Origin of the sequence: Flavobacterium magnum (genome assembly GCF_003055625.1) — a bacterium.
Classification (GTDB): Bacteria; Bacteroidota; Bacteroidia; order Flavobacteriales; family Flavobacteriaceae; genus Flavobacterium; species Flavobacterium magnum.
Genome location: NZ_CP028811.1, coordinates 2,455,076 through 2,479,611 on the forward strand (window position 1 = coordinate 2,455,076; position 24,536 = coordinate 2,479,611).

A 24,536-nucleotide genomic window follows, 5' to 3' on the forward strand; every position below is an offset into this window, starting at 1 on the left:
ACCTCAAATTATGGAACAAAATCAAACCGCAGGACAACAGATTACGTTGGAAACTGCTTTAGCGCTTACGGGAAACTTTCGGGCAAAATATCCCGAAGCCGTACAGGGATACCTCATTTCTGCAGAGAACATCAAGATGATACTGGCGCAGGAGGGATGCACGGGCATTCGGATTTACAACGGGTACGACGAGGAGACCGGCCAGATCACGCCGGTAATCGTCGGGACAAACTCGGGTAACGATATGTGTTCCGGCGTAATCCTGGATAAAGCGCTGCCATGCCCCAATTATTGCGATTCATCCAGCGCACTTTGCAGATAATCTTTTTCAAATGACGTTGTTTCAAATCATCGTGTTCGGTATTTATTTTGTTTCAGCATTTGTCCTGTACGGATATTATCTGAGACGGAAGAAAGTCGTGGGGTTTGGTCCAACTTTCATCTTTCCGTTTATACTGATTATATTATTGTCCGACATTTACGAAATTTTTGCAGCGATATACCGTATCCCCTCGGCGGTGCACTACAAAGTGTATACATTTACGGAATTTTACGTGCTGCTATGGTATTTCTACCAATTAAACCAGCGGAGACTGAAATGGCTCTACGTCACCGCTGCTGCCCTTTTTGTTTTGCTTTTCACGTACTTCTGTATCGGTTTTGAATGGAATTTCACTGAAAGCATGCGTACCGACGCCTACCTGTCAGCTTTTGCGACGGTCGCGGTATATGTTTTTGCAATACAATGGTTTACGGGAATTTTCAAAGATATTCCCGAAACGTCACTTCTGAAAATCCCTGATTTTTATTTTGTTTCAGGCATAATTATCTACCTGTTCGGTCCCATATTCTTATTTTTGCTGAGCAGCCAGTTAATCGACGCTGATCATGAAGGGTTTAGGGACACCTGGCTGATCAATATCGCCTTCAATATCATTCTACGGCTTTTTCTAATGGCAGGAATATGGAAACTCAGGAAGTAAATACCATTTTGTGGATAGGTACATCCGTCTCGCTTTTTTTTGGCGGAGGCCTGATATTTCTCGTACTATTTTATCAAAATCATTTAGCTAAGATAAGAAGGGAAGAAGCCGAAATGCTGCTCAAGACCTCGCTTCAAAGTGAGAAGAATGAGCGCAAGCGCATTGCGGCAGACATTCATGATGGTTTGTCAGGGGATTTGAATGCGGCGCGGAATTTTGTTGCCATTCTCCAATCACAGGAAGCGGACGACGATAAGGTAGCTATCCTTAAAGGCATCCACACCGGAATTGAAGCGGCATTGCAGAACACACGCTCAATTTCATACAAATTGATGCCACCGCTACTGGAATCTTCCGGCCTGATCGCCACGTTAAAAGACTATTTCGACCGCCTTAACACGGCTTATCCTGCCATCAATTTCCGCGTCTATGCGCCTAACGATACTCACCTCGAGACCGGGCCGGCGTACGAAGTCCTCCGGATTATCCAGGAGTTTTCTACCAACATGATCAAATACGGCAACATCTCCCAATGTGCGGTAACCTGTTCAGGATCGCAAAGCACCACGACCATTGAAATTGTTGACGATGGTACGCCGTATCATTTTGAGAGTCTGTACAAAGCCTCTAACGGCGCGGGTTTGGGTAATATCCGTTCGCGGCTGAAGATACTTGATGCCGCGTTTCAACAAAAGGAAACCGCTGTTGGCAACCATTTTTTAATCGTCATAAAAACGCCGGTATGATAAAAGTCGCCATAGTAGATGACCACCAGCTATTCAGGAAAAGCCTTGTCCTGCTTGTCAATTCGTTTAAAGGTGTAAAGGTGATTTCTGATTCTGAGAATGGAAAAGTATTTTTGGAAACGTTAGATCAAACCGAAGTGAAACCGGATATTGTGCTGCTCGACATCGAGATGCCGGAAATGGACGGCTACGAAACCTGCATCAGCCTGCGCAGGAACTTTCCCGAAATCAAGGTGCTGATCGTCTCACAACTTACTACCAAAGAAAGCATCCATAAAATCATGGAGTTGGGAGCACATGGTTACTTCACAAAAAATTCAGATCCCAATCAGCTGCAACACGCAATCAACAGCCTGCAGAAAACCGGATATTATTTTGGAATGGAGCTGGGAAGTGTAATCAGGGAGGCGTTGCTGTGGCAGAACCGATCGACTATCGATGTGCCCAATGCGGTCGAAGAGCAGGCGGGGCTGCAGATTGAAAAGATTGACAAAAATACCCTGAGCGGGCGGGAAGTCGAAATCATTAAACTGGCCTGCCGGGAATTGAACAGCGCGGAAATAGGGAAGCAGCTTTGCATCTCATCGAAAACCGTGGAAGGGCATAAGAAGCGCATCCTCGACAAAACCAATGCCAGGAACTTCATAGGAGCCATTGTCTATGCGTTCCGGAATCACTACCTGTCAGTAGACGAATTATAACCAAAGTCAGGAAAAACCGGTTTAACCGCCTCCTGTTTTTTGACATACCGCATTAAGGGTTTTCCCTCAAAAAAAAGCTAAAACCAGCAGTAAAATATAGGTTTTTCCCTTAATGTCGACTGGCATATTTTAAATATTTTTACCAGGCATCGAGGCGCATTAAAGTCTTGAAATGATTAACATTGTTAACCCCTGATAAATTAAACGATATGCATACGAACCATCAAATCCGTTTTGTAAAGAAATCCGCAAGCCAAAATATTGCTGAGCGAATCGCCAGTATTGGCGGCGTAAATCCGGATGGGACGACCTGGGAAATTTCTCAAGCACAGGCTGTCATCGGCATCGAATCGGGTAGGTGGATGTTTTACATCCATTGTAACGAGGAGTTTTCTAAAGTGATCGTGGCCGTAAGTACCGATGCTGAAAAGTACCTCAAGACGGAAATGGACCTGTTCGATATGTCCTTACTGCTGCTGCTTCCGGATTATCCAATGGGACTGCAGTTAGGATAATGCAATAATTTTTGCGTAATTTCGTTTGTCCACAAAACTCAAAAATGAAATTTCGATTATTGCTTTTTGCATTGCTGTTTGTCGCAAGGTCAGCTGCCCAGGATTACAAGCTGATTGAAGAAATGAAGCATGTACCCAACAAGGCTCGGGCTACAGAAATCGCAGAGCAGCTCGTTGCGACGGCTAATGGTAAATTTCGGCTCTACACCACTAAAGAATCGTATAATGCGGGAATCCTGCGTTTCCGCTTTGTGCAGAGTGAACTTTCAGACAACGACCTTAAGAACGGGAATTTTACCGAAGCGCAGCGTCAGGCATTTATTACCATTGATTTTTCATTCTATAACGCCGGTGAGGATGTCAATGCGCCACGACCGGAATCGGTTACTTACAAACTTAACGAAATCACTGCCGCCTATGATGACCTGTTTCCGATATGGAAAACTTTTTTTAAGCCGCACGCTGAATACGAATTGGCCAAAACCGATGCCAGGAGCCAGTATCTTAAGGATGCGGAGAAAAGAATCGATATTTATATTTTCCATGCCGAATCCGGATGGGCCTTGCGCAATCTCTCAACACTCTGATTCCGATTTTTCTCAGTAAATTAGCGCCAAATTTTTGCGCTTGAGAACTTCATATACCCTTCACAATCCGCCTGTGGATTTCAAAAAGCAGTTACTGCGCTGGGCCGGGCAATGTGCTGAAATCGTGCTGCTTGACAGCAACGGACACGATCAAAAGTACGGCAGCTATGAGTGTCTCCTCGCAATAGATGCCTTTACTTCATTAAAAACGGATTTCGTCAGCGCTTTTGATGCGCTCGGGCAGTACCAGAGTTCCACTAAGGACTGGATTTTTGGCTACCTCACATACGACCTGAAGAACGGTGTTGAAAATCTTAATTCAGGGCATCATGACGGACTGGGATTTCCGGACCTGTATTTTTTCCAACCTAAAAAGCTCTTCCTATTCAAACAGCATGAAGTTGAAATCCTGTACCTGAATGTATGCAGTGATGAAATGCAGAGTGACCTTCGTGACATTTTCGCAACCGATATCCATACCCGAACTACGGAAACGGTTTGCCGTATTGCACAGCGCATTTCAAGGGAAAATTACCTGGAGAAAGTCGGGAAAATGCTTGACCATATTCATCGCGGGGACATTTATGAAGCAAACTTCTGCATGGAATTTTACGCCGAAAATGCTACAATTGATCCGATAGACACTTTTGAAGCGCTGAATGCCATTTCCAAACCGCCTTTTGCCGCTTTTTTCAAAAACAGAAATCACTACCTCCTTTGCGCTTCTCCTGAAAGGTATCTCGGGAAATCAGGCACAAAGGTCATTTCGCAGCCGATTAAAGGTACGGCAAAACGGCATCCGGACGCTGACACCGACCGCGCTGCTGCAGCGCATTTGAGGCAGGATCCGAAGGAACGCGCTGAAAATATCATGATTGTCGACCTCGTGCGCAATGACCTTTCAAAAACGGCGCGGAAGGGAAGCGTCTGCGTGGAAGAATTATGCGGCATTTACAGCTTTCCGCAGGTGCACCAGATGATATCAACGGTTACTTCAGAATGGAATACACAATTCCCTATAATAGAAATAATTAAAAATTCATTTCCGATGGGAAGTATGACGGGAGCGCCTAAAATTTCGGCGATGAAAATTATCGAGTCACTTGAAGAAACCAAACGTGGTCTTTACAGCGGGGCGGTTGGTTATTTCACACCCGAGGACGATTTCGATTTCAACGTCGTAATCAGGAGCATCCTCTTCAATGCTTCCGATAAATACCTCTCGTTTTCAGTAGGAAGCGCCATCACCTCTTTGTCAGATCCCGAAAAGGAGTATGAAGAATGCCTGCTGAAAGCCAAAGCGATGTTCACCGTACTCCATGCCCCTCAAGCCGAATTTTAGTATATTTGGGAATGATTACCAAACTGCGGATACACCTCACTGAACATTTCCCGTTCCTCACCCATAAGCGACTATTGCTTGCTGTTTCGGGCGGACTGGACAGCATGGCGCTGGCGCATCTCTTTTTGAAACTGCCCTTTGAAATTGGCATTGCGCACTGCAATTTCACATTGCGGGGCGAAGAAAGTGATGCCGACGAGGCGTTTGTGAAATCTTTTGCTGAGACGCACCACATCCCGTTTTTTCAAACGCGTTTCGATACGGCTTCGTTTGCGAAAGATTTCAAACTATCGACGCAGCTTGCCGCCCGCGAATTGCGTTACAACTGGTTCCGGGAGATTTTGGAGCAGGATAAATTTGATTACGTCGTCACCGCGCACCACGCCGATGACAACCTCGAAACTTTCCTGATTAACTTCAGCCGCGGGACCGGCCCGGAGGGTCTTACCGGCATTCCGGCCATCAATGGGCAGATCATCCGTCCGCTATTGCCTTTTTCGCGTGACGAGATCCAGACCTACGCCAGACAAAATGAGCTTGCGTGGCGTGAGGACAGCAGCAACACCTCTGACAAATACCTCCGCAACAAACTACGCCAACACGTTATCCCGTTACTGAAAGAAATCAATCCATCGCTGTTGCAGTCGTTTGCCCATACGGCATCGTACCTGCAACAATCGTTGTCGATGGCCGACGACGCGTCGAGAATCGTGTACCGAAAGGTCGTGACGGCTGAACCGCTCCAAAAGAAAATTAACCTCAACGAGCTGCTCGTGCTGCCGAATTACAAGGCATACCTCCACAGCTGGCTTGCGCCCCTTGGTTTTACAGCTTGGGAGGACATCTACCACCTGGTGAATGCACAAACGGGAAAGCAGGTGTTTTGTGCTGGTTACCGGTTGCTGAAAGACCGGGAATTCTTGCTGCTGGCACCGAATTCGGCTGTGGATGCAGCAGAGATTGCAATTGAACGCAACACTTCGCAAGTTAATTTTCCCTTAAAATTATCGTTTTGCAAAGTAAACGACATTTCAGATGCACCCAATACGATTATCTTTGTCGACGAGGATTTGCTCCACTTCCCACTGATACTGAGAAAATGGCGTGAAGGCGATGATTTTCAGCCTTTTGGCATGCATGGCAAATCCAAAAAGGTAAGTAAATTCTTCAAAGACGAAAAGCGCTCCGCTTTTGAAAAAGAGCAAACGTGGCTTTTGTGTTCTGGTGACGAGATCGTCTGGATTGTCGGTTTACGGCAGGACGAACGTTTTAAAATACAGCATACAACTCAAAACATACTACAAATTACGCTTCATGACACTTCAATTTCCCCTTAAACATTTCGCGTCCTTATTATTTTTATTGGTTTTTACGCAGAGCAACGCCCAAATTTTCACCCCCGTTAAATGGACTTCACGTGTAGAAAAAATCAGCGCCAATGAGTTTACCCTCGTTATGGAGGGGGCCATTGACGAAGGCTGGCACGTGTATTCGCAAAACTCAAATCCGGACGGTTCGATGCCGGCAGTGGTCACGTTTGCAAATGCAGCCGGAAACTACATTTTAAATGGAAAAACATCGGAAGGGAAGACCGAAAAAGCGTTTAGCGACGCGTTTGAAGTCGAAGAGACTTTTTTCAGCCACAAGGCGGTGTTTAAGCAGAAGGTAAAAATCACCAATCCTGCATTGGCAAAAATAAAGGCGACCATTGAATACCAGGTTTGTAAGGACCGTTGCATTAATGACGAAAAGACATTCACGTTTGATATCCCCAAAATGTCCGGTGCCGCAGTCGTAAATGCCGTGCAGACCGAAGTTACAGCCGTAGTTGCGGACACTGTCACTTCAGCTGCTACGGTGACCGACACCGTGAAACAAACCTCGGTAGCCAAACCTAACGGGCAAAAAACGCCCATGAAAAAAGGCGCCCCCCAAAGTCTTTGGCTGATTTTCGTCGGGGCAATCCTGGCCGGGATGCTGGCTACGATAACGCCCTGCGTGTTCCCGATGATCCCGATGACGGTGAGTTTTTTCATCAAGCAATCGGGCACCAAGTCCAAAGGAAAATTCAACGCTTTCTTTTATGGATTCTGCATCATCGCGATTTATGTACTGATTTCAGTGCCGTTTCACCTATTTGAAAAGTTGGATCCCAATATGTTTACAGAGATTTCGACCAATGTGTATCTGAACCTGTTTTTCTTTATCATCTTCATCATTTTTGCAATTTCATTTTTTGGCGCGTTTGAAATCACCATGCCCAACTGGCTTGCCAATAAGGCCGATAATGCGTCAAATTCAGGCGGATTGGTAGGCATTTTCTTTATGGCCATGACACTGATCATCGTATCATTTTCGTGCACGGGCCCCGCGCTGGGGTTTGTCCTCGGCAGCGTACTGTCAACTGACGGCGGTGCTACGATACTCACGATGGCGATGCTGGGCTTTGGACTCGGACTCGCGATGCCTTTCATTTCGCTGGCGCTGTTTCCGAGCTTGCTCAAAAATATGCCGAAATCCGGTGGCTGGCTCAACACCGTGAAAGTGGTTTTCGGATTCATCGAACTTGCCCTGGCCTTTAAGTTCCTTTCCAGCGCCGACCTCGTGATGGAGACGCACCTGCTTGACAGGGAATTGTTCCTCGCGTTCTGGATCGCTATTTTTGGCGCTTTGACCTTGTATCTTTTCGGAAAAATCACCTTACCGCACGACGACAAGTTATCGCATATTTCGGTCGGCCGGATGCTGTTCGGCCTTGTGACGCTGGCTTTCACCGTGTACATGATTCCCGGGCTTTGGGGAGCTCCTTTGAAGCTCATCAGCGCATTTCCGCCTCCGCAGACTTACAGTGAAAGTCCGGATGGTTTCGGCAGCAACACATCCGGAGCACTCGAGGTTTTACCTGAAGGCGCCGTATATGGGCCGCACCATATTGTCTCGTTTGAGGATTATGATAAAGGCCTGGCGTATGCTAAAAAAGTCAACAAGCCCGTGATGCTGGACTTTACCGGGAAAACCTGTCAGAACTGCAGGCTGACGGAGAATAATGTGTGGTCTGATCCTAAAGTTCTTTCCATGCTTAAGAACGACGTCGTACTGGTTTCGCTTTATGGCGATTCTGCCGTCGAATTGCCTGAAAATGAAAAGTATGTTTCCAAAGCGACCGGTTCTGAGATTACGACCGTTGGCAAAAAATGGTCCGATTTTGAAAGGGAGCGCTACCAAAGTAATGCGCGTCCTTACTATGTATTGATGGGCCACGACGAACAAAACCTCAATGAGCCGATTGCATACACGCCGGATGTTGTAACCTATTACAAATGGCTTCAGGACGGGGTTTCGAAATTCAGGAAATAATCACGCAAAAACGAATGAGTCTGGCAACGAAGCGGATTCTGACGTGAGGTGCATTGTTGAAACTTTTACAATCGGTAACTATTTATTTGGCGGATTTTTTTATTTTTATCCCACTAAACGCCAGATAAATTTTTATACGCCATGCTCATCAAAATCTTCGGAAGCGCCGTTTTTGGCGTGGAAGCCACAACCATCACTGTTGAAGTCAATATGGACAAGGGAATCGGGTACCATCTCGTGGGCCTTCCCGATAATGCCATTAAGGAAAGCAGTTTCCGCATTTCCGCAGCACTCAAAAACAACGGGTATAATATGCCCGGCAAAAAAATCATCATCAATATGGCTCCGGCCGATTTGCGAAAGGAAGGCTCGGCTTACGACCTCACTCTGGCCGTTGGCATACTCGCCGCCTCCGGGCAGATCAAATCCGATGAAGTGGAAAAGTACATCATCATGGGTGAGCTTTCGCTTGACGGGAGCCTGCAACCCATCAAAGGCGCACTGCCAATTGCGATCAAGGCGCGCGAGGAAGGTTTTACGGGCTTTTTCCTGCCGATACAGAATGTGAATGAAGCTGCGATTGTAGATGGGATTGACGTTTATGGTATCAGCAACGTGTCAGAAGTAATCGATTTCTTTGCCGGAAATCCTACGGTCGAACCAACGGTGATTGATACGCGTTCGGAATTTTTCAGGACGCTGGATTTTCCAGAGTTCGACTTTTCGGACGTTAAGGGACAGGAGAGCATCAAGCGCTGTATGGAGATTGCCGCTGCCGGCGGACACAACATCATATTGATAGGCCCGCCGGGAGCAGGGAAGACGATGCTTGCGAAACGTCTGCCGAGCATCCTCCCACCGATGACGCTTAGGGAAGCGCTCGAAACCACAAAAATCCACAGCGTGGCGGGCAAACTCAAGGAAGCCGGGCTGATGAACCAGAGGCCGTTCCGGAGTCCGCATCATACGATTTCAAACGTTGCGCTTGTTGGCGGGGGCAGTTATCCACAACCCGGAGAGATTTCTATGGCGCACAATGGGGTGCTGTTTCTTGATGAATTGCCCGAATTCAAACGGGACGTGCTCGAAGTGATGCGGCAGCCGCTCGAAGACCGCGAAGTCACTATTTCACGGGCGAAATTTACGATTACATATCCTTCCTCATTCATGTTGGTGGCGAGTATGAATCCCAGCCCGGGTGGATTTTTTAACGACCCCGATTCCCCTTCGAATGCCTCGCAAAATGAAATGCAGCGCTATCTTGGAAAAATTTCAGGGCCGTTATTGGATCGGATTGACATCCATATTGAAGTCACTCCCGTGCCGTTTGAGAAGTTGTCCGATGACCGAAAATCTGAAAGCAGCGCAGAAATCAGGCAAAGAGTCATCAAAGCCCGTGAAATCCAGACGAAGCGTTTTTCGGGAACGGAGAAAGTGCATTACAATGCGCAAATGAGCACCAAACTGATTCGCGAATATTGCAAGCTTGACGAGGCTTCGCTGCAATTGTTGAAAACCGCTATGGAGCGGCTGAACCTTTCTGCTAGGGCTTATGACCGTATCCTTAAGGTATCGCGTACTATTGCCGATTTGGACAATCAGGAGCTTGTGGGGCCTTCGCATATCGCTGAGGCGATACAGTATAGGAGTTTGGATCGGGATGGCTGGTTGGGGTAGGTGATTTTCGGCTCTCCCGGCAAAATAGTTTCTTTGACTGTAAAAATTTATTTTTTTCCTACATCGAAAAGGCTTGTTTGTGAAAAAAAAAAGGATGACAGGATTAGAAAGTCCAAAATGTTGACCGACTTAACTTCAAGAATGTATAAGAAGCCGAATCAGATAGCATAGATAGGGAAGATGCCTTAAAATCTGCAATAAAAAAGCCCCCATAGCGGAGGCTTTTCATTATAAAAAAATCTAAAACTACTTATCAATCGACCCTAAAACCCTTTTCATAAAAGCGTTTAAGGCCTCTTTCTTATCCATGCCTTCACGCACCATTTTGTGGACTTCCAGCGCGCCGTACATATTTGAAATCAGTTCGCCGATTACGTCGAGCTCCTCATCTTTCAAGGAGGGGACTTCGGTCAGGGATTCCAAAACTTCGATCGTTTCGACAAGGTAATCCTGGTCGTTGTCCTCAATGAACTGTGTCAAATGTTTTAATACGGGCAGCTTCATAAGGCAGCAGCGATTTCATCCACCAATTCGGCCAAGACTTCGGCCTTGTTGGTCTGGGTTTCATTCACAAGCTTTCCGTTGATGAAAGTGGCAAACGTCGGAAGGTTCGACACGTTGGCAAGTTTCCTCGATTCCGGTGACTTTTCCGCATCGACAATCACGAAGGTCATCGACTCGTTTTCAGCTGCCATTTTTTTGAACTTAGGCTTCATGATCCTGCAATTGCCGCACCATGATGCAGAATATTGCACGACCACCTTAGGATTTTCAGACACTACGTTTTGCAGCGTATCCTCGTTTAACTCGATTAGCATAATTTTTAGTTTAAAGATTAGGTCGCGCGCGCAGCGATTTTCCTCTGCAAATGCGGACTGTATCGTTAGTTGCTTAAGTAAGACGCCACACCTTCCCTGGTAGCAGACATCGCCTGTTTGCCCTCTTCCCAGTTGGCCGGGCACACTTCGCCTTTCTCCTGAACGTGGATATAGGCATCAAGCAGTCGCAGGTACTCGTTTACATTACGGCCCAGCGGCATGTCATTGACACTTTCGTGGAAAATTTTACCCGTTTCATCAATCAGGTAAGTCGCCCTGAAGGTAACATTCGATCCTTCGATGATCACTGAGTCCGTTTCCTCGCTGTAGCTTGTGGATTCTATATCGAGGATTCCCAGAATGTTTGACAGGTTCCTGTTCGTGTCAGCAAGAATGGGGTATGTAACTCCTTCGATACCGCCCTGATCCTTTGGTGTATTCAACCAGGCGAAATGCACCTCGTTGGTGTCGCAGGATGCCCCGATGACCATGGTATTTCTTTTCTCAAATTCAGGTAGTGCTGCCTGGAATGCATGCAATTCGGTCGGGCAAACAAATGTGAAATCTTTCGGGTACCAAAATAAGAGTACTTTTTTCTTGTTGTTTACCGCTTCTTCGAAAACATTGATCTTTAAGTTGTCGCCCATTTCCGAAATGGCGTCAACGCTGATGTTTGGGAATTTTTTACCGACTAATGACATAGGAATTATAATTAAGGTTTATAAATTTTATGTTGCAAATGTATTCCGATTACCGCTTAGTGTCGATAGTTTATTATGATTAATATTTATTTATCGATAGCGTATGACTATTTTCATAATGCTTATGAGGTGACTTATCTAAGCCAAACAGCTTAAAGTATGCCAAGCAACATGTAAATAATATATATTTGTTTCCTATTCGAAAAAACTCAATATGGCATTTTCAGATTTATTCCGGAAAAAAACAGTACAGGACATCTTACGACAGGTTGAAAAAAATGAATCGGACGGTCATAACAGTCTCGGCAAGCACCTGACAACCCGAGACTTGACTGCGTTTGGGATTGCGGCCATCGTCGGTGCAGGGATATTCAGTACCATTGGTAAAGCCAGTGCAGATGGAGGTCCGGCAGTAATATTCCTGTTTCTTTTTACGGCGCTCGCATGTGGGTTTGCCGCTTTCGCCTATGCCGAGTTCGCGTCAATGGTACCGGTTTCGGGCAGTGCATATACCTATTCCTATGTGGCTTTTGGTGAAATAATCGCGTGGATCATCGGCTGGGCGCTGATTATGGAATATGCTATAGGGAATATCACGGTCGCTATTTCATGGAGCGACTATTTTACGGGATTACTCAAGAGTGGAGGGATTGACCTGCCTCAATGGATACAAATGGATTACCTGACGGCCTCTAATGGCTTCAAGGACGCGACCGCCCTGATGGCGACGGGCAAACCCTTTGACAGTCTGGGCGAAGGGCTGCAAAACGCGTACATCGCCTGGAAAACGGCGCCGGTACTAGGCCCGCTACACTTTGTGGCAGATTTGCCCGCCTTATTCATTATTGTCCTGATCACTTACCTCGTGTACCGCGGAATGAAAGAATCAAGAAACGCCAGTAACCTGATGGTTGTTGTGAAACTTTGTATCATCCTACTCGTGATCGCAGTTGGCGTTTTTTATGTGGATACTGACAATTGGGATCCGTTTGCGCCAAACGGTGTCGCGGGGGTGTTAAAAGGCGTTTCGGCAGTTTTCTTTGCATACATTGGTTTCGATGCCATTTCCACAACAGCCGAGGAGTGCAAAAATCCCCAGCGTGATCTGCCCAGGGGCATGATGTGGGCAATCATCATTTGTACCGTATTATACGTGGTGATAGCATTGGTGCTTACAGGTATGGTCAATTACAGTAACCTGAATGTGGGCGATCCGCTGGCCTATGTTTTTGAGAAACTGGATTTGAAGTGGATGTCAGGCATTATCGCGGTAAGTGCCGTGGTCGCGATGGCCAGCGTGTTGTTGGTCTTTCAGATGGGACAGCCGCGAATCTGGATGAGCATGAGCCGCGATGGCTTGCTACCGGCAAAATTTTCACGTGTACACCCGAGGTTCAAAACGCCTTCGTACGCAACGATTGTCACGGGTTTTGTGGTGGCAATTCCCGCACTTTTCCTAAACCTCACGATGGTAACCGATCTTTGCAGTATCGGGACGTTATTTGCCTTTGTACTGGTCTGCGCAGGCGTGTTGGTACTGCAGAATAAGAAAGACATCCCACGTGGCAAATTCAGGACACCTTACATCAATGCCAAATTTATTTACCCGATATTGCTTATTGCGGGGATCACGATCGCTTTCACGATTAACAATAAGGCGACGATGGATTTCCTGACCAATGAAAAGCAGGTGTTCGGGCCTGCCGACATTGTCACGTCATTAAATCAGGAACAGGCGATGGCAGTACACAACGTGCTCATTCCACAGGAACAGGGTAATGCCGATCTCGAAAACGCACTCGCAAGCCACCAGCAGGCAGGGGATTACGAAATTGTGGTCGCGTCATTACCGATCCCTGATTCGCTTAAATATGAATCCGGCTTTTCATTGTTCAAACACAAGATCCCGATGTGGATTTTCCTGGTCGTGCTATTGGCACTACTGGTTTGGACGTATCGCAGGAATCTGTCCCTGATACCGCTGCTTGGACTAATCAGCTGCCTCTACATGATGGCCGAACTGAGTGTATGGAACTGGATTTATTTCACCATCTGGCTCATTATCGGTTTGGTAATTTATTTCGGCTACAGCAGGCGCCACAGCAGGCTCGGGCAAATCGCAAGAACTTAACCGGCTTGGTATGAAAGGGTATCGCAACAGCTCAAAAACAATGGCCTTCAGTTGTTGTTATTTTGGGTTTTAAGTTGGTACGCCATTTCACGGTTTTCCTCATCGGCTAATTCGCTAATTATCCTTAAATTTGTGCTTCAAAATTTAAAAAACTAAAAAGATATACCATGAGTTCATTTGACGTTGTCGTTATTGGTTCAGGACCTGGCGGTTATGTAGCTGCAATCCGTTGCGCGCAGCTCGGTTTCAATACAGCCATCATCGAAAAATACAGCACTTTGGGAGGCACCTGCCTTAACGTTGGCTGTATTCCTTCGAAGGCTTTGCTTGATTCGTCTCACCATTATCATGATGCCAAATCCCATTTTGCAGAGCACGGTATTGAAATTTCAGGCGAAATCAAATTCAACATCGACCAGATGATTGCCCGTAAAGGCACCGTGGTCGATCAAAATACATCGGGAATTAAATACCTGATGGACAAGAATAAGATTACTGTTTTCGAAGGTGTGGGTTCATTTGAAGACGCTACCCACGTCAAGGTGGCTAAAAATGACGGTACGTCGACAGTCCTTGAGGCAAAATACACCATCATCGCTACGGGATCTAAACCCGCGAGCCTGCCATTTATCAGTATCGATAAAGAGCGTATCATCACCTCAACCGAGGCGCTGAAACTCAAAGAAGTGCCTAAGCATCTCATCATCATTGGCGGTGGTGTGATCGGTTTGGAACTCGGTCAGGTGTACCTGAGGCTTGGCGCAGAAGTGTCTGTAGTGGAATACCTCGACAGGATTATTCCGGGTATGGACGGCGGACTTTCGAAAGAACTGACAAAAGTACTCAAGAAGCAGGGGATGAAGTTCTATACGTCGCATAAAGTGAAATCCGTAACGAGGGACGGCGCTAACGTACAGGTTCAGGCGGACAACGCCAAAGGTGAAACAGTTACCCTTGACGGCGATTACGCATTGGTCGCGGTCGGCAGAAGGCCATACACGGACGGACTTGCGGCTGAAAAAGCCGGAGTGAAAGTCACTGAACGGGGACAGATTGAGGTAAATGATCATTTGCAGACGACCGTTCCGAATATTTATGCGATCGGAGATGTGATCAAAGGGGCGATGCTGGCGCACAAAGCCGAGGAAGAAGGGGTTTTTGTTGCCGAAACGCTTGCCGGGCAGAAGCCACACATCGATTACAACCTGATCCCGGGCGTAGTATACACCTGGCCTGAAGTGGCTGCAGTAGGTAAAACCGAAGAACAGCTCAAAGAGGCAGGGATTAGCTACAAGACAGGAAGTTTTCCGTTCAAAGCGCTCGGTAGGTCGCGCGCCAGCGGTGATACGGACGGATTCGTAAAAATATTGGCCGATACCAAAACCGACGAGGTTTTAGGCATTCATATGATCGGCGCACGTACGGCCGATTTGATTGCCGAAGCCGTAACCGCAATGGAGTTTAAGGCTTCCGCTGAAGACATTGCGAGGATGTCGCATGCACACCCAACTTACGCCGAAGCGGTCAAAGAAGCCGCGTTAGGGGCAACCGATAACCGGTCGCTACACATTTGATGCATTTTATCAGTATAAAAAAACCCGCCTTAGTTGGCGGGTTTTTTATTCAAACTATTTCTTTTTATTTCTTTTAGCGGTCTGTGTCCTGAGCATGTTTCGGTTTACAGAGCCGTGGGTTTTCTTTTTTGTCTTAGACGGCCCGCCGAGATTCACCTTCTGGTTTTTCTTCGATTTCTCGTGGAACGCGCCGTCGCCTTCGAGTTTCGGTTTTTTCATCAGGAATTTTACCGGCTGCTTATCCTTTTCCGGTCCGATGAGTTTATCAGAAATCGCTACATCTTCAGGGAACGGGAGTAATTCGATTTCCTTGTTCATCAGCACTTCGGCTTCGAGTTTCATTTCTTCTTCGCGCGCCGTGTACAGGCTGATTGCAGTTCCGGTCGCATCGGCACGCCCGGTTCGCCCAATACGGTGCATGTACAATTCCGGCATTTCCGGCATCTCAAAGTTGATCACGTGCGTAATGTCAGAAATATCCAGTCCACGTGCCATAATATCGGTTGTAATAATCCCGCGCAGGTGTCCCTGCTGAAATTCTGCCATCGTGTTAAGCCGGTAGTTTTGTGATTTGTTGGAATGGATGACGCCAAATTCGCCCGGAAATGCTTCGTCAATATTGTCGAAAAGCATATCGGCAATCTTTTTGTTGTTGACGAAAATCAGCAAACGGCTCATGCTGTCATCCTTTTGCAGCAAATCCTTGAGCAAATTGATTTTGGTATTGAAATTCACCACGGGATACGCGCGCTGGGTGATATTTTCCAATGGTGTCCCTGAAGCGGCCAGGCTGACTTCCTCAGGAAAATCAAAGAAGTCGTTTAATACGGCATCGACCTCATCGGTCATCGTAGCCGAAAACAGGATGTTTTGGCGCTTGGGTTTCATCATGGCTAAAATCGAGGTGATTTGCGGACGAAAACCCAGGTTAAGCATCTCATCGAATTCGTCGATTACGAGCTTGCTTGTTTCATCAAAACGGATTACATTATCCAAAGCCAGGTCCATAACGCGTCCCGGCGTACCCACAAGAATGTCAATACCCTGATAAACAGCAGTTTTTTGGGTATTTATGTTGACGCCGCCGTAAATCCCAAGTGTCCTCACCGACATGTAAGTGGTCAGTTTTTCGACTTCCTCAACAACCTGGACGACCAGTTCACGGGTGGGTACAAGGATGACAATTTTTGGCGTATGCGTGGGCGAAAATTTATACAATTTCAGCAGAGGCAAAAGGTAAGCGAATGTCTTTCCTGTTCCGGTTTGAGCAATTCCCATCATGTCGCGCCCCGACATGATCAAAGCAAAAGACTTCTCCTGGATCGGTGTAGGGGTAACAAACCCGAGTTCGTCAATTGCTTTCTGTAATGATTTCGGAAGGTTGAACTGTTCAAATGTAGCCATTGCGTAATTTTCGGCAAAGGTATTGATTTTATGGACAATGCGGGCTACGAATTTGCGTTACCTTTGCAGGCGTAAAAATAGCAGATGCAAAAGAACAACATTTCAGGAATGACTGCGACCGAGTTGAAGGATTTTCTCGATGAGAAAGCCTCACATTATAACAATCCCGCATTTATCGAATCCGATCCCGTACAGATCCCGCATCTGTTTACCATCAAAGAAGATATTGAAATTTCTGCGTTCCTTGCGGCGACCGTAGCCTGGGGAAATCGCAAATCAGTGATCAGAAGTGCCACGCGTATGATGGAATTGATGGGAAATTCGCCCTACGATTTTGTAATGTCCCACAAGGAAAAAGACCTGGACCGAATGGATGGCTTTGTACACCGTACATTTAATGCCGCTGACTTAAGGTCTTTTATCGTGGGCTTACAGCACATTTACAAGAACCACGGCGGCATGGAGCAGGTTTTTGTCCTGAACCAGGCCGGAGGCTACCTGCACCAAAGCATTACTGAATTTAAAAAATTATTTTTCGAAATCGATCACCTGCCCCGCAGCCGCAAACATATCGCCGATCCCGCAACCAATTCCGCTGCGAAACGCATACACCTTTTCCTGCGCTGGATGGCACGGAAAGACCGGCGCGGCGTTGATCTGGGTATATGGAAATCCGTTTCGCCTGCGATTTTGTCGTGCCCACTCGACGTGCATTCGGGGAACATCGCACGAAGTCTGGGCCTCATTACACGCAAGCAGAATGACGGCAGGGCGTTGGCCGAGCTAGATGCCAAACTGCGCGATTTCGACCCTTTGGATCCGGTAAAATATGATTACGCACTTTTTGGTATTGGCGCTTTTGAGAAAAGTATCCTTCCGTAGTCATTGAACCGATATATGGATGTGGTCGAAATGGCCCGGTATTTTGAAGTAATTGTTGCGTGACCCATCTGCGGAGGTTTTATGTTTGAATGCAGGACCGAAATTTTCCCTGATCTGAGGTTGGGCATCAAATGAAGTTTGCAGCAATGCAATGGTTTCGGGAGGCGAAAATGCTATAGGGACGCCATTGATCTGACTGATATCCATCGCGGTTTTCTTCGAATGGTTGCTGTCGGTAAGATGGTTGCCATTTGTGGTGGATTTGATTTCGATTGCGCTTATTAGCTGGTTTTTAGGAAGCTGGGTGTTTGCGAGTTTCAGGGCATCGGAAAGTACCTGACATAACGCAACCGACACCTTTTGCCGCGCATAACCACCATCGCTTGACGTGATGCCAAAGTGAATCGATACCTGTCCGTTGCCAGATAAAATTTTCTGCGGAATGAGTTGAAGATTATCGTTGGCAATCGGCGCAGCGGTATCTGCATCAGCAAAAAATCCATCACCTGAGTAGTTGTCATTGTATGTCATCGACCATATCTGCCGCTTTGCCAGCGCCCGGTGGGTTGCAGTATAATCGTCCAGGAAATCATTCAGGATAATGGCATATAAATTAGGATAGCGCGCTGTCCATGCCTGTAAATCGCAGGACAACGACCTTCGAAAGTTTTCAGCGCGTGCTAATTGTATCGAAATAACGTCGGTGTCGATGTCGGCAGGAAGCGTTTCGCCGCTTATGGGCGGAAGAGCGGACTTTGGACAATTGCCGGCCTCATCCAGTGTGTCCGACGCAGGGGCAGAGCAGCTTTGCAACACCCAGATTATAAAATAGGCGATTAGAGATTTCATGGCGTATACTATCGTGGCAATAGTATAAAGGTAGCGAAGCCGTGAGGGGTCAATTTACGGATTTACCGCACCAAACGTTAAAATTATCCCACGATATTCCCGTCGGACATCACCAGTTTCCGATCGGCCATGTTCGCAAACTCTTCATTATGGGTTACGATGACGAACGTCTGGCTGAACTCGTCACGCAGCCTGAAAAACAGCTGGTGCAGGTTTTCTGCGGAAGCGGTGTCGAGATTCCCGGAAGGTTCGTCTGCAAAAATAACGGCAGGCTTATTGATCAGGGCGCGCGCCACGGCGACCCGTTGCTGCTCACCGCCTGACAGCTCACCGGGCTTGTGCGACACGCGGTGCGAAAGTCCGAGATAGTCAAGGAGTTTTTTGGCTTCGGCCTCGGTTTCCGCTTTGCCTTTGCCGGCAATGTAAGCCGGAATGCAGACATTTTCGAGCGCGGTAAACTCTGGCAGAAGCTGGTGGAACTGAAAAATAAAACCTAAATTCACGTTCCGGAAGCGCGAGAGGTTTTTGTCGTTCATCTGCAATACATCTTCGCCATTGATCAATAATTGGGTGGAATCGGCCGCATCGGCTTTATCCAATGTACCTAAGATGTGCAGCAGCGTCGTTTTTCCAGCGCCTGATGCACCGACCACTGATACGATTTCGCTTTTACGGATGTGCAGATCCACGCCTTTCAGTACATGTAGTTCCCCGTAATGCTTATGGATGTTTTTCGCCTGGATCATGGTTTGGGTTTTGGCAAAGATAACGGAAAGACTGTTGGGTTGCAAAACGGGAAACGATCAATTGTACGTTTCCTGCATCCTGACTACACCAGGTTCGTTCCATTACTTGCTTTCAAATTAAAATTTCGTTAAAGCGGAAACCGTATTTTCCTCATTACGTATATTTGTGAAACATCCCACATTATGAAAAAAGTATCGGTTCTTATTTTGGCATTTTTCGGAATTGCCTGCCAATCCAAGGCGAAAGAAAACAAAGCGGTCACAGCACAAACAAATCAACCCATAAAGATGAATACACAGGACGGAATGGAAGTCGCCACGTTTGCCGGCGGATGCTTTTGGTGTACAGAAGCAATTTTTTTAGAATTGGATGGAGTAAAGTCGGTCGTATCCGGTTACACGGGTGGCGCGAGGCCGAATCCAACATATGAGCAGGTCAGCTCAGGCGCCACCGGGCACGCCGAAGCCACAGAAATCACTTTTGATCCCGCGAAAATTTCGTTCGGCGAATTACTGGAGGTGTTTTTCGCAACGCATGACCCCACGACGCTGAACCGCCAGGGTAATGACATCGGGACACAATACCGCAGTGAGATTTTTTACCACAGCAACGCACAGAAACAGACTGCAGAGGACTATATCGCGCAACTTACAGCCGCAAAGACCTACAGCAATCCGATCGTAACCAAGGTGTCTCCGGCCGTAGCATTTTACCCTGCTGAAAATTACCACCAGAATTACTACAATCAGAACAAGGGCCAGTCCTATTGCCATTATGTGATTACCCCGAAAGTCAAAAAAGTCAGGGAACATTTCAAGGACAAGCTCAAGAAGTAAAAAATACAAACTCCCGCTCAGGGAGTTTTTTTTGTGCCGAAAACGAAACCAAGTCCGATGCTTCGCAACATTTTCCTGGCGAAAGGAAAGAAAAACGCCGACTGGCCGAACAGGTACCCGACAGCCATCAGCAGGAATGGATACAGCGGCAGGACCAGCACAAGTAATAAAGGATAATACAAATAGGTTGGGGTGGTTGCCTTACTGATACCGAGCAGGCCCATGAGCAGCTTCGAGATTTCTGCAGACAGCGTACCATTGATGGCAAAAACAACAAAGATTACGGCCATCTGAAAATTCGATGTAATGCCCCAGCGTTGTTTGAGTTTGCTCATTCGTTTAATTTATATCCAAAAATACAATTTTATATCCTTGGCGCAAAACCGCCCAGCTGCACCTTATTCACAATCTGGAAATACGTCATGTAGTTGAACAGCATATAATTCACTTCATAACCGTAGTCGATATTCGTGTTGTAGTCGATCCGCATGCCGTAAAGATCGCCGTATGTAAGCGGTGAGGATGCCCTGATGTTCCACTCGCTGACCCAAACCCTGTTGCGTGCTTCAAGATAGGGCTGAGAATAAAAATTGCGTGGTTTGGCATACGAATTGAACCAAGAGTTGAAGCCCGGATCAATGATGATGATTTCATATTCCAGTTCGTCATTGGCAATCCTGACGGTATCATTTACAGCCATGGCGGCATCTTTTCCGGGTTGGCCCGGCGCACCATTTTTTGAGGCGATGCAGGCTGCCATGATCGAGGACAGCAGCAGGGTCGTTACAACAATCTTTTTCATATTTAAATATAATAAAAAAAGCACCCTGTTCGGGTGCCTGATGTAACTTTAACGTATTCTCTTTAACTATTTTCCGTTTTTAAAATACTGATTACCTGTTCAGCAAGTTCAGTGCCGATCCGATCCTGGGCCTCATTCGTCGCTGCCCCGATGTGTGGCGTCAGCGAAATTTTGGGATGCATCAGGATTTGGATTTCGGGTGTGGGTTCGCTTTCAAAAACATCCAGCCCCGCGAACGAAACCTTTCCTTGATCAAGCGCATCGATCAGCGCCACTTCGTCGATGACACCGCCGCGCGCACAATTGATAATGCCCACGCCGTCGCGCATCTGACTGAGTTCTGCCGCCCCGATTACATACCCATCTTGTGCCGGGACATGCAGAGTAATAAAATGCGAATGCCTGAAGAGGTCTTCCTGTGGCTCGGTAGGGATTTCAACAATGATAAACTGCCCGTTGTAGAAATCGACCTTGATTTCAGCCTTTCCCAAAAATTTGTCGGCGGCGATTACCTTCATACCAAGGCCCAACGCCATTTTAGCCACGGCCTGGCCAATCCGTCCAAAGCCGATGATCCCAAGGGTCTTGCCGCGAAGTTCCGTACCATTGGCATAGGCCTTTTTAAGTCCTTCAAAATTGGTGTCGCCTTCCAAAGGCATGTTCCTGTTGGCATCCTGCAAAAAACGCACACCCGTAAACAAATGGGCGAATACCAATTCCGCAACCGATTCTGACGAAGAGGCCGGGGTGTTGATGACATGTTTGCCCGTTGCGCGCGCATAGTCGACATCGATATTGTCCATTCCGACACCACCGCGCCCAATCACTTTCAGTCCGGGACATCCGTCAATAAGGTCTTTCCTGACCTTGGTCGCACTGCGTACGAGCAATACCGATACGTTATTTTCATTAATAAAATTTGCAACCTGTTCCTGGGCAACCTTGGTCGTAATGACTTCGAAACCGGCTTTTTCGAGCGCATTGATACCGCTTTTTGATAGTCCGTCGTTAGCTAATACTTTCATCATTCTTATTATTTGGATAATTTGAAAACCGGGTATTTAATCCAAGTTTTTTTGGTGACCTTAATTTTCAGATTTATATTTTTGTTTCCAGTTCCTTCATGACCGCTACCAAAAGCTCGACACTTTCCAATGGCAATGCATTATACATCGAGGCGCGGTAGCCGCCCACGGAGCGGTGTCCGGGCAGCCCTGAAATCCCGGCGCTTTTCCACAAACTGTCAAATAACGGCGCATGTGATTCATCATTCAGGAGGAAAGTGGCATTCATGATACTCCTGTCTTCGACCGCCGCCGTCCCTCTAAACAACGGGTTTCTGTCGATTTCAGCGTAAAGTAGTGCTGCTTTTTGTTCGTTTACTTTTTCTATTCCTGCAATGCCACCCTGACCTTTAAGCCACTGCAGCGTGAGCAGCGACGCGTAAATCGGGAATACGGAGGGCGTGTTGTACATGCTTTCGGCAGCGATATGCTTTTGGTAGTCGAGCATACTTGGTATCTCACGGCCGGTTCTACCCAATAATTCTTCCTTAATGACCACCAATGTTGCGCCTGCAGGACCCATATTTTTTTGTGCGCCCGCATATATCAAACCGAATTTTGAAAAATCGATGGTTCTTGAGAATATATCCGAACTCATGTCACATACCATCGGCACAGCGGTTTCGGGAAATGATTTCATTTGGGTTCCGAAAATGGTATTGTTGCTTGTGCAATGGAAATAATCGTCATCAACAGGGATGGCAAAATCTTTTGGTATGAAGGTGTAATTAGACGCTTTCGACGAAGCGACAACCATCGGCTCCCCGAAAAACCGGGCTTCCTTAATCGCATTATTGGCCCAGGTTCCGGTATCGAGATATGCAGCTTTCCCGTTTTGCTTCATCAGGTTATAGGGCACCATCAGGAATTCAAGACTGGCGCCACCGTGCATAAACAGCGCCTGGTAGCCCTTGCCCTGGAGTCCGAGTAGTTCCAGCACCAAGGCGCGCGCCTCTTCCATCACTGCAACAAAATCCTTGCTGCGGTGCGAAATCTCGAGAATCGACAAACCGGAGTTGTTAAAATCGAGTATGGCCGCAGCCGATTTCTCAAAAACTTCCTGCGGCAAGATGCACGGACCGGCGCTGTAGTTGTGCTTTTTCATTTTGGCATCAAATAAGGGTTCAGGCGCAAATTTCCAAAAATGAAATTAATACAATGATTGCGTTTTAGTAATAATTTCATAAGGTTATTAACAAAAACGTTGTAGTGAAGGCAGGCGGATGGTAAGAGGCGGTTAGCGCAGCGAAAGTAGAAATGCCATGGTGTCGACATCGTCCGCGTAGTCCCACAGCTGCGGCTTTTGGGTTTGCCCGAAACCGACGCTGTTTTCGATGAGGTTGTTTGAGACGATGCACTGGATCTGGTCGCGGTCGTTCCCGAGTTTCGATTTGATGGAAGTCAGGTCGTCGTAATATTCATAAAAGACACTCGAAATCGGGGAGGCGTAACCCGGATCTTCCTTGATTGTCAGGAATTCGTTATCGAGCAGCTTGAAATTGCTCATCAGGAAAACGGCCTTGTTGTAGTCATAATTATTGGCGTATTTCTCATATTTAATTACATCGCTGTAAGGGAACATACCGTTGAAGAAACGGTCAAAGTCATAATCCCTCGGAATGAAGATTTTTGAAACATTGCGGCATCCGAGTCCGAAATACCTGAAAATGTCTTCGCCCAGCGCCACCATTTGTTCCCTGGATTCCCCGCCGTCGAGCACGGCAACCGAATTCCTGTTTTTCCGGATAATCGAAGGCTTGTCCTTAAAATAATATTCAAAATAACGCGCCGTATTGTTACTCCCGGTCGCAATCACCGCGTCGAAGTTTTCTAGTTTCCCGTCAGTAAACGAAATCAGTTCTGCAAATCCGGCGTCGACCGCGATAAGGTAATTGGCAAGGAAAGGCAGGAGTTTCTGGTCATTCGACGACAGTTTCACCAGCGCCCTGTGTCCGCTGAGCAGTACGCACAGCACATCGTGAAATCCGACCAAAGGGATATTTCCTGCCAGAATAAGGGCGACTGTTTTTGGTTCGTGCGGTTCAATTGGGTACTGCGAAAGCCATTTTTCAAGATTTTCCAGTGTCAAAGCCTCCGCCCACGCGCTGATTGCGAAATGTACCTGCTCCGGAGTATACCAGCCATTGTGCGATTGTGATAACTGGATCAGATCAGCAAAAGCGGAAAAAAACAATTCGTTGTGCGGCACCTCATGGTTCGCGACATTGCCATTTGCGGAAAATTGTGACAGGAATTTGCCCAGCGTCACCAAAGCCGCTTTTTTATCTGCTAAAGTCATAGATGATTTGCTTATGAATTGTTTTGGATGTAATTTTGCGCAAAATTAGTTCATTTTGGTACAGGGTACAAGTTGCATGCAACGCTTTTCCATTGCCCTCACCATTGAACACTAAAATCTGAAAAATGGCCATCATCATAACTGACGAATGCATCAATTGCGGAGCCTGCGAGCCGGAATGCCCAAATACGGCGATATATGAAGGTGCGGACGACTGGCGTTACAAAGACGGCACGGCGCTGCGCGGGAAGGTTGTTTTGCCATCTGGTGAGACCGTGGATGCCGACGACCCGCAAACCCCGATCTCAGACGACATTTACTACATCGTGCCCGGAAAATGCACTGAATGTAAAGGGTTTCACGAAGAGCCACAGTGCGCCGCCGTTTGTCCGGTTGACTGTTGCGTACCTGACGACAACCATGTTGAAAGTGAAGAGACATTGCTAAACCGGCAGGCGTTTCTCCATAATGAATAAAAAAAATCCTGAGTTATGCTCAGGATTTTTCGTTTAAGGGGCAGG

Annotated in this window: 26 protein-coding genes; 15 read left to right on the top strand and 11 right to left on the bottom strand. The window is 47.0% G+C overall.

The window, feature by feature from the left end; translation table 11 throughout:
• Positions 1-10: 10 nt before the first annotated feature.
• The 10 genes from HYN48_RS10325 (at position 11) to HYN48_RS10370 (ending at position 9,908) form a co-directional block, all read left to right on the top strand.
• Positions 11-322: a hypothetical protein gene (locus tag HYN48_RS10325; RefSeq protein ID WP_108371394.1), complete on the top strand. Its 312-nt coding sequence runs from the start codon at positions 11-13 to the stop codon at positions 320-322.
• Positions 323-332: 10 nt separating this feature from the next.
• On the top strand, positions 333-983 hold the full coding sequence (locus HYN48_RS10330; protein ID WP_108371396.1) for a hypothetical protein: 651 nt from the start codon (positions 333-335) through the stop codon (positions 981-983).
• Entirely contained in the window at positions 965-1,729 is a 765-nt protein-coding gene (locus HYN48_RS10335; protein ID WP_108371399.1) for a sensor histidine kinase, read from the top strand. Before HYN48_RS10330 ends, HYN48_RS10335 begins: the two co-directional genes overlap by 19 nt.
• Positions 1,726-2,430, top strand: coding sequence for a response regulator transcription factor (locus tag HYN48_RS10340; RefSeq protein ID WP_108371401.1), 705 nt, complete (start codon positions 1,726-1,728; stop codon positions 2,428-2,430). The genes HYN48_RS10335 and HYN48_RS10340 overlap by 4 nt, the downstream gene beginning before the upstream one ends.
• A gap of 209 nt (positions 2,431-2,639) precedes the next feature.
• Positions 2,640-2,945, top strand: coding sequence for a DUF3892 domain-containing protein (locus HYN48_RS10345; protein WP_108371403.1), 306 nt, complete (start codon positions 2,640-2,642; stop codon positions 2,943-2,945).
• 44 nt (positions 2,946-2,989) lie between these two features.
• Positions 2,990-3,532, top strand: coding sequence for a hypothetical protein (locus HYN48_RS10350; RefSeq protein ID WP_108371406.1), 543 nt, complete (start codon positions 2,990-2,992; stop codon positions 3,530-3,532).
• Between the two features lie 40 nt (positions 3,533-3,572).
• Complete coding sequence (locus tag HYN48_RS10355; RefSeq protein ID WP_108371408.1) at positions 3,573-4,874, top strand: anthranilate synthase component I family protein; 1,302 nt, start codon at positions 3,573-3,575, stop codon at positions 4,872-4,874.
• A gap of 11 nt (positions 4,875-4,885) precedes the next feature.
• Positions 4,886-6,211 carry a tRNA lysidine(34) synthetase TilS gene (gene tilS, locus HYN48_RS10360; RefSeq protein WP_108371410.1) on the top strand — a complete coding sequence of 442 codons (1,326 nt, stop codon included), beginning with the start codon at positions 4,886-4,888 and terminating at the stop codon, positions 6,209-6,211.
• The gene (locus tag HYN48_RS10365; RefSeq protein ID WP_108371412.1) at positions 6,189-8,231 is read left to right on the top strand and encodes a protein-disulfide reductase DsbD family protein; all 2,043 of its coding nucleotides are present in this window, start codon (positions 6,189-6,191) and stop codon (positions 8,229-8,231) included. Before tilS ends, HYN48_RS10365 begins: the two co-directional genes overlap by 23 nt.
• A gap of 141 nt (positions 8,232-8,372) precedes the next feature.
• Positions 8,373-9,908, top strand: a complete 1,536-nt coding sequence (locus HYN48_RS10370) for a YifB family Mg chelatase-like AAA ATPase (RefSeq protein ID WP_108371414.1) — start codon at positions 8,373-8,375, stop codon at positions 9,906-9,908.
• 246 nt (positions 9,909-10,154) lie between these two features.
• Here HYN48_RS10370 and HYN48_RS10375 read toward each other — a convergent pair whose 3' ends face one another.
• From HYN48_RS10375 to HYN48_RS10385, 3 genes are all read right to left on the bottom strand, one after another.
• On the bottom strand, positions 10,155-10,412 hold the full coding sequence (locus tag HYN48_RS10375) for a DUF6952 family protein (RefSeq protein ID WP_108371416.1): 258 nt from the start codon (positions 10,410-10,412) through the stop codon (positions 10,155-10,157).
• Positions 10,409-10,726 carry a thioredoxin family protein gene (locus HYN48_RS10380; RefSeq protein WP_108371418.1) on the bottom strand — a complete coding sequence of 106 codons (318 nt, stop codon included), beginning with the start codon at positions 10,724-10,726 and terminating at the stop codon, positions 10,409-10,411. Before HYN48_RS10380 ends, HYN48_RS10375 begins: the two co-directional genes overlap by 4 nt.
• 65 nt (positions 10,727-10,791) lie before the next feature.
• Positions 10,792-11,427 carry a peroxiredoxin gene (locus HYN48_RS10385; protein ID WP_108371420.1) on the bottom strand — a complete coding sequence of 212 codons (636 nt, stop codon included), beginning with the start codon at positions 11,425-11,427 and terminating at the stop codon, positions 10,792-10,794.
• A gap of 214 nt (positions 11,428-11,641) precedes the next feature.
• Between HYN48_RS10385 and HYN48_RS10390 the strand changes: the two genes are divergently transcribed.
• Entirely contained in the window at positions 11,642-13,558 is a 1,917-nt protein-coding gene (locus tag HYN48_RS10390) for an amino acid permease (protein WP_108371422.1), read from the top strand.
• Between the two features lie 167 nt (positions 13,559-13,725).
• On the top strand, positions 13,726-15,132 hold the full coding sequence (gene lpdA, locus HYN48_RS10395) for a dihydrolipoyl dehydrogenase (RefSeq protein ID WP_108371424.1): 1,407 nt from the start codon (positions 13,726-13,728) through the stop codon (positions 15,130-15,132).
• Positions 15,133-15,186: 54 nt separating this feature from the next.
• Here the strand turns inward: lpdA and HYN48_RS10400 are convergent, their stop codons facing one another.
• Positions 15,187-16,536, bottom strand: a complete 1,350-nt coding sequence (locus HYN48_RS10400) for a DEAD/DEAH box helicase (RefSeq protein WP_108371427.1) — start codon at positions 16,534-16,536, stop codon at positions 15,187-15,189.
• Positions 16,537-16,644: 108 nt separating this feature from the next.
• On the opposite strand from HYN48_RS10400, the gene HYN48_RS10405 reads away from it, so the two are divergent.
• Positions 16,645-17,418 carry a TIGR02757 family protein gene (locus HYN48_RS10405; RefSeq protein WP_108373555.1) on the top strand — a complete coding sequence of 258 codons (774 nt, stop codon included), beginning with the start codon at positions 16,645-16,647 and terminating at the stop codon, positions 17,416-17,418.
• Here the strand turns inward: HYN48_RS10405 and HYN48_RS10410 are convergent, their stop codons facing one another.
• Positions 17,419-18,267, bottom strand: a complete 849-nt coding sequence (locus HYN48_RS10410; protein WP_108371429.1) for a hypothetical protein — start codon at positions 18,265-18,267, stop codon at positions 17,419-17,421.
• A gap of 83 nt (positions 18,268-18,350) precedes the next feature.
• Positions 18,351-19,013, bottom strand: coding sequence for an ABC transporter ATP-binding protein (locus HYN48_RS10415; RefSeq protein WP_108371431.1), 663 nt, complete (start codon positions 19,011-19,013; stop codon positions 18,351-18,353).
• Positions 19,014-19,196: 183 nt separating this feature from the next.
• Between HYN48_RS10415 and msrA the strand changes: the two genes are divergently transcribed.
• Entirely contained in the window at positions 19,197-19,850 is a 654-nt protein-coding gene (gene msrA, locus HYN48_RS10420) for a peptide-methionine (S)-S-oxide reductase MsrA (protein WP_108371433.1), read from the top strand.
• Between the two features lie 17 nt (positions 19,851-19,867).
• Here msrA and HYN48_RS10425 read toward each other — a convergent pair whose 3' ends face one another.
• From HYN48_RS10425 to HYN48_RS10445, 5 genes are all read right to left on the bottom strand, one after another.
• On the bottom strand, positions 19,868-20,185 hold the full coding sequence (locus HYN48_RS10425; protein WP_108371435.1) for a DUF6787 family protein: 318 nt from the start codon (positions 20,183-20,185) through the stop codon (positions 19,868-19,870).
• 29 nt (positions 20,186-20,214) lie between these two features.
• The gene (locus HYN48_RS10430; protein WP_108371438.1) at positions 20,215-20,652 is read right to left on the bottom strand and encodes a DUF6146 family protein; all 438 of its coding nucleotides are present in this window, start codon (positions 20,650-20,652) and stop codon (positions 20,215-20,217) included.
• A gap of 62 nt (positions 20,653-20,714) precedes the next feature.
• The gene (locus HYN48_RS10435) at positions 20,715-21,677 is read right to left on the bottom strand and encodes a D-2-hydroxyacid dehydrogenase (RefSeq protein WP_108373557.1); all 963 of its coding nucleotides are present in this window, start codon (positions 21,675-21,677) and stop codon (positions 20,715-20,717) included.
• Between the two features lie 73 nt (positions 21,678-21,750).
• Positions 21,751-22,821 (bottom strand): 3-phosphoserine/phosphohydroxythreonine transaminase, encoded by a 1,071-nt coding sequence (gene serC / locus HYN48_RS10440; protein ID WP_108371440.1) that lies wholly within the window; start codon positions 22,819-22,821, stop codon positions 21,751-21,753.
• Between the two features lie 132 nt (positions 22,822-22,953).
• Positions 22,954-24,015 carry an acyl-CoA reductase gene (locus tag HYN48_RS10445; RefSeq protein ID WP_108371443.1) on the bottom strand — a complete coding sequence of 354 codons (1,062 nt, stop codon included), beginning with the start codon at positions 24,013-24,015 and terminating at the stop codon, positions 22,954-22,956.
• Positions 24,016-24,140: 125 nt separating this feature from the next.
• Between HYN48_RS10445 and HYN48_RS10450 the strand changes: the two genes are divergently transcribed.
• Positions 24,141-24,491, top strand: coding sequence for a 4Fe-4S dicluster domain-containing protein (locus tag HYN48_RS10450; protein WP_108371445.1), 351 nt, complete (start codon positions 24,141-24,143; stop codon positions 24,489-24,491).
• Positions 24,492-24,536: the final 45 nt, after the last annotated feature.

Bases quoted from the DNA above. Each gene is read 5' to 3' on its own strand.
- HYN48_RS10400 (WP_108371427.1), bottom strand. From the start codon at position 16,536: ATGGCTACATTTGAACAGTTCAACCTTCCGAAATCATTACAGAAAGCA.
- HYN48_RS10345 (WP_108371403.1), top strand. From the start codon at position 2,640: ATGCATACGAACCATCAAATCCGTTTTGTAAAGAAATCCGCAAGCCAA.
- HYN48_RS10415 (WP_108371431.1), bottom strand. From the start codon at position 19,013: ATGATCCAGGCGAAAAACATCCATAAGCATTACGGGGAACTACATGTA.
- HYN48_RS10325 (WP_108371394.1), top strand. From the start codon at position 11: ATGGAACAAAATCAAACCGCAGGACAACAGATTACGTTGGAAACTGCT.
- HYN48_RS10450 (WP_108371445.1), top strand. From the start codon at position 24,141: ATGGCCATCATCATAACTGACGAATGCATCAATTGCGGAGCCTGCGAG.
- HYN48_RS10370 (WP_108371414.1), top strand. From the start codon at position 8,373: ATGCTCATCAAAATCTTCGGAAGCGCCGTTTTTGGCGTGGAAGCCACA.
- HYN48_RS10410 (WP_108371429.1), bottom strand. From the start codon at position 18,267: ATGAAATCTCTAATCGCCTATTTTATAATCTGGGTGTTGCAAAGCTGC.
- HYN48_RS10425 (WP_108371435.1), bottom strand. From the start codon at position 20,185: ATGAGCAAACTCAAACAACGCTGGGGCATTACATCGAATTTTCAGATG.
- HYN48_RS10445 (WP_108371443.1), bottom strand. From the start codon at position 24,015: ATGACTTTAGCAGATAAAAAAGCGGCTTTGGTGACGCTGGGCAAATTC.
- HYN48_RS10365 (WP_108371412.1), top strand. From the start codon at position 6,189: ATGACACTTCAATTTCCCCTTAAACATTTCGCGTCCTTATTATTTTTA.
- HYN48_RS10375 (WP_108371416.1), bottom strand. From the start codon at position 10,412: ATGAAGCTGCCCGTATTAAAACATTTGACACAGTTCATTGAGGACAAC.
- tilS (WP_108371410.1), top strand. From the start codon at position 4,886: ATGATTACCAAACTGCGGATACACCTCACTGAACATTTCCCGTTCCTC.
- HYN48_RS10430 (WP_108371438.1), bottom strand. From the start codon at position 20,652: ATGAAAAAGATTGTTGTAACGACCCTGCTGCTGTCCTCGATCATGGCA.
- HYN48_RS10335 (WP_108371399.1), top strand. From the start codon at position 965: ATGGAAACTCAGGAAGTAAATACCATTTTGTGGATAGGTACATCCGTC.
- HYN48_RS10385 (WP_108371420.1), bottom strand. From the start codon at position 11,427: ATGTCATTAGTCGGTAAAAAATTCCCAAACATCAGCGTTGACGCCATT.
- HYN48_RS10435 (WP_108373557.1), bottom strand. From the start codon at position 21,677: ATGAAAGTATTAGCTAACGACGGACTATCAAAAAGCGGTATCAATGCG.
- HYN48_RS10380 (WP_108371418.1), bottom strand. From the start codon at position 10,726: ATGCTAATCGAGTTAAACGAGGATACGCTGCAAAACGTAGTGTCTGAA.
- HYN48_RS10390 (WP_108371422.1), top strand. From the start codon at position 11,642: ATGGCATTTTCAGATTTATTCCGGAAAAAAACAGTACAGGACATCTTA.
- msrA (WP_108371433.1), top strand. From the start codon at position 19,197: ATGAAAAAAGTATCGGTTCTTATTTTGGCATTTTTCGGAATTGCCTGC.
- lpdA (WP_108371424.1), top strand. From the start codon at position 13,726: ATGAGTTCATTTGACGTTGTCGTTATTGGTTCAGGACCTGGCGGTTAT.
- HYN48_RS10350 (WP_108371406.1), top strand. From the start codon at position 2,990: ATGAAATTTCGATTATTGCTTTTTGCATTGCTGTTTGTCGCAAGGTCA.
- HYN48_RS10340 (WP_108371401.1), top strand. From the start codon at position 1,726: ATGATAAAAGTCGCCATAGTAGATGACCACCAGCTATTCAGGAAAAGC.
- HYN48_RS10330 (WP_108371396.1), top strand. From the start codon at position 333: ATGACGTTGTTTCAAATCATCGTGTTCGGTATTTATTTTGTTTCAGCA.
- HYN48_RS10405 (WP_108373555.1), top strand. From the start codon at position 16,645: ATGACTGCGACCGAGTTGAAGGATTTTCTCGATGAGAAAGCCTCACAT.
- serC (WP_108371440.1), bottom strand. From the start codon at position 22,821: ATGAAAAAGCACAACTACAGCGCCGGTCCGTGCATCTTGCCGCAGGAA.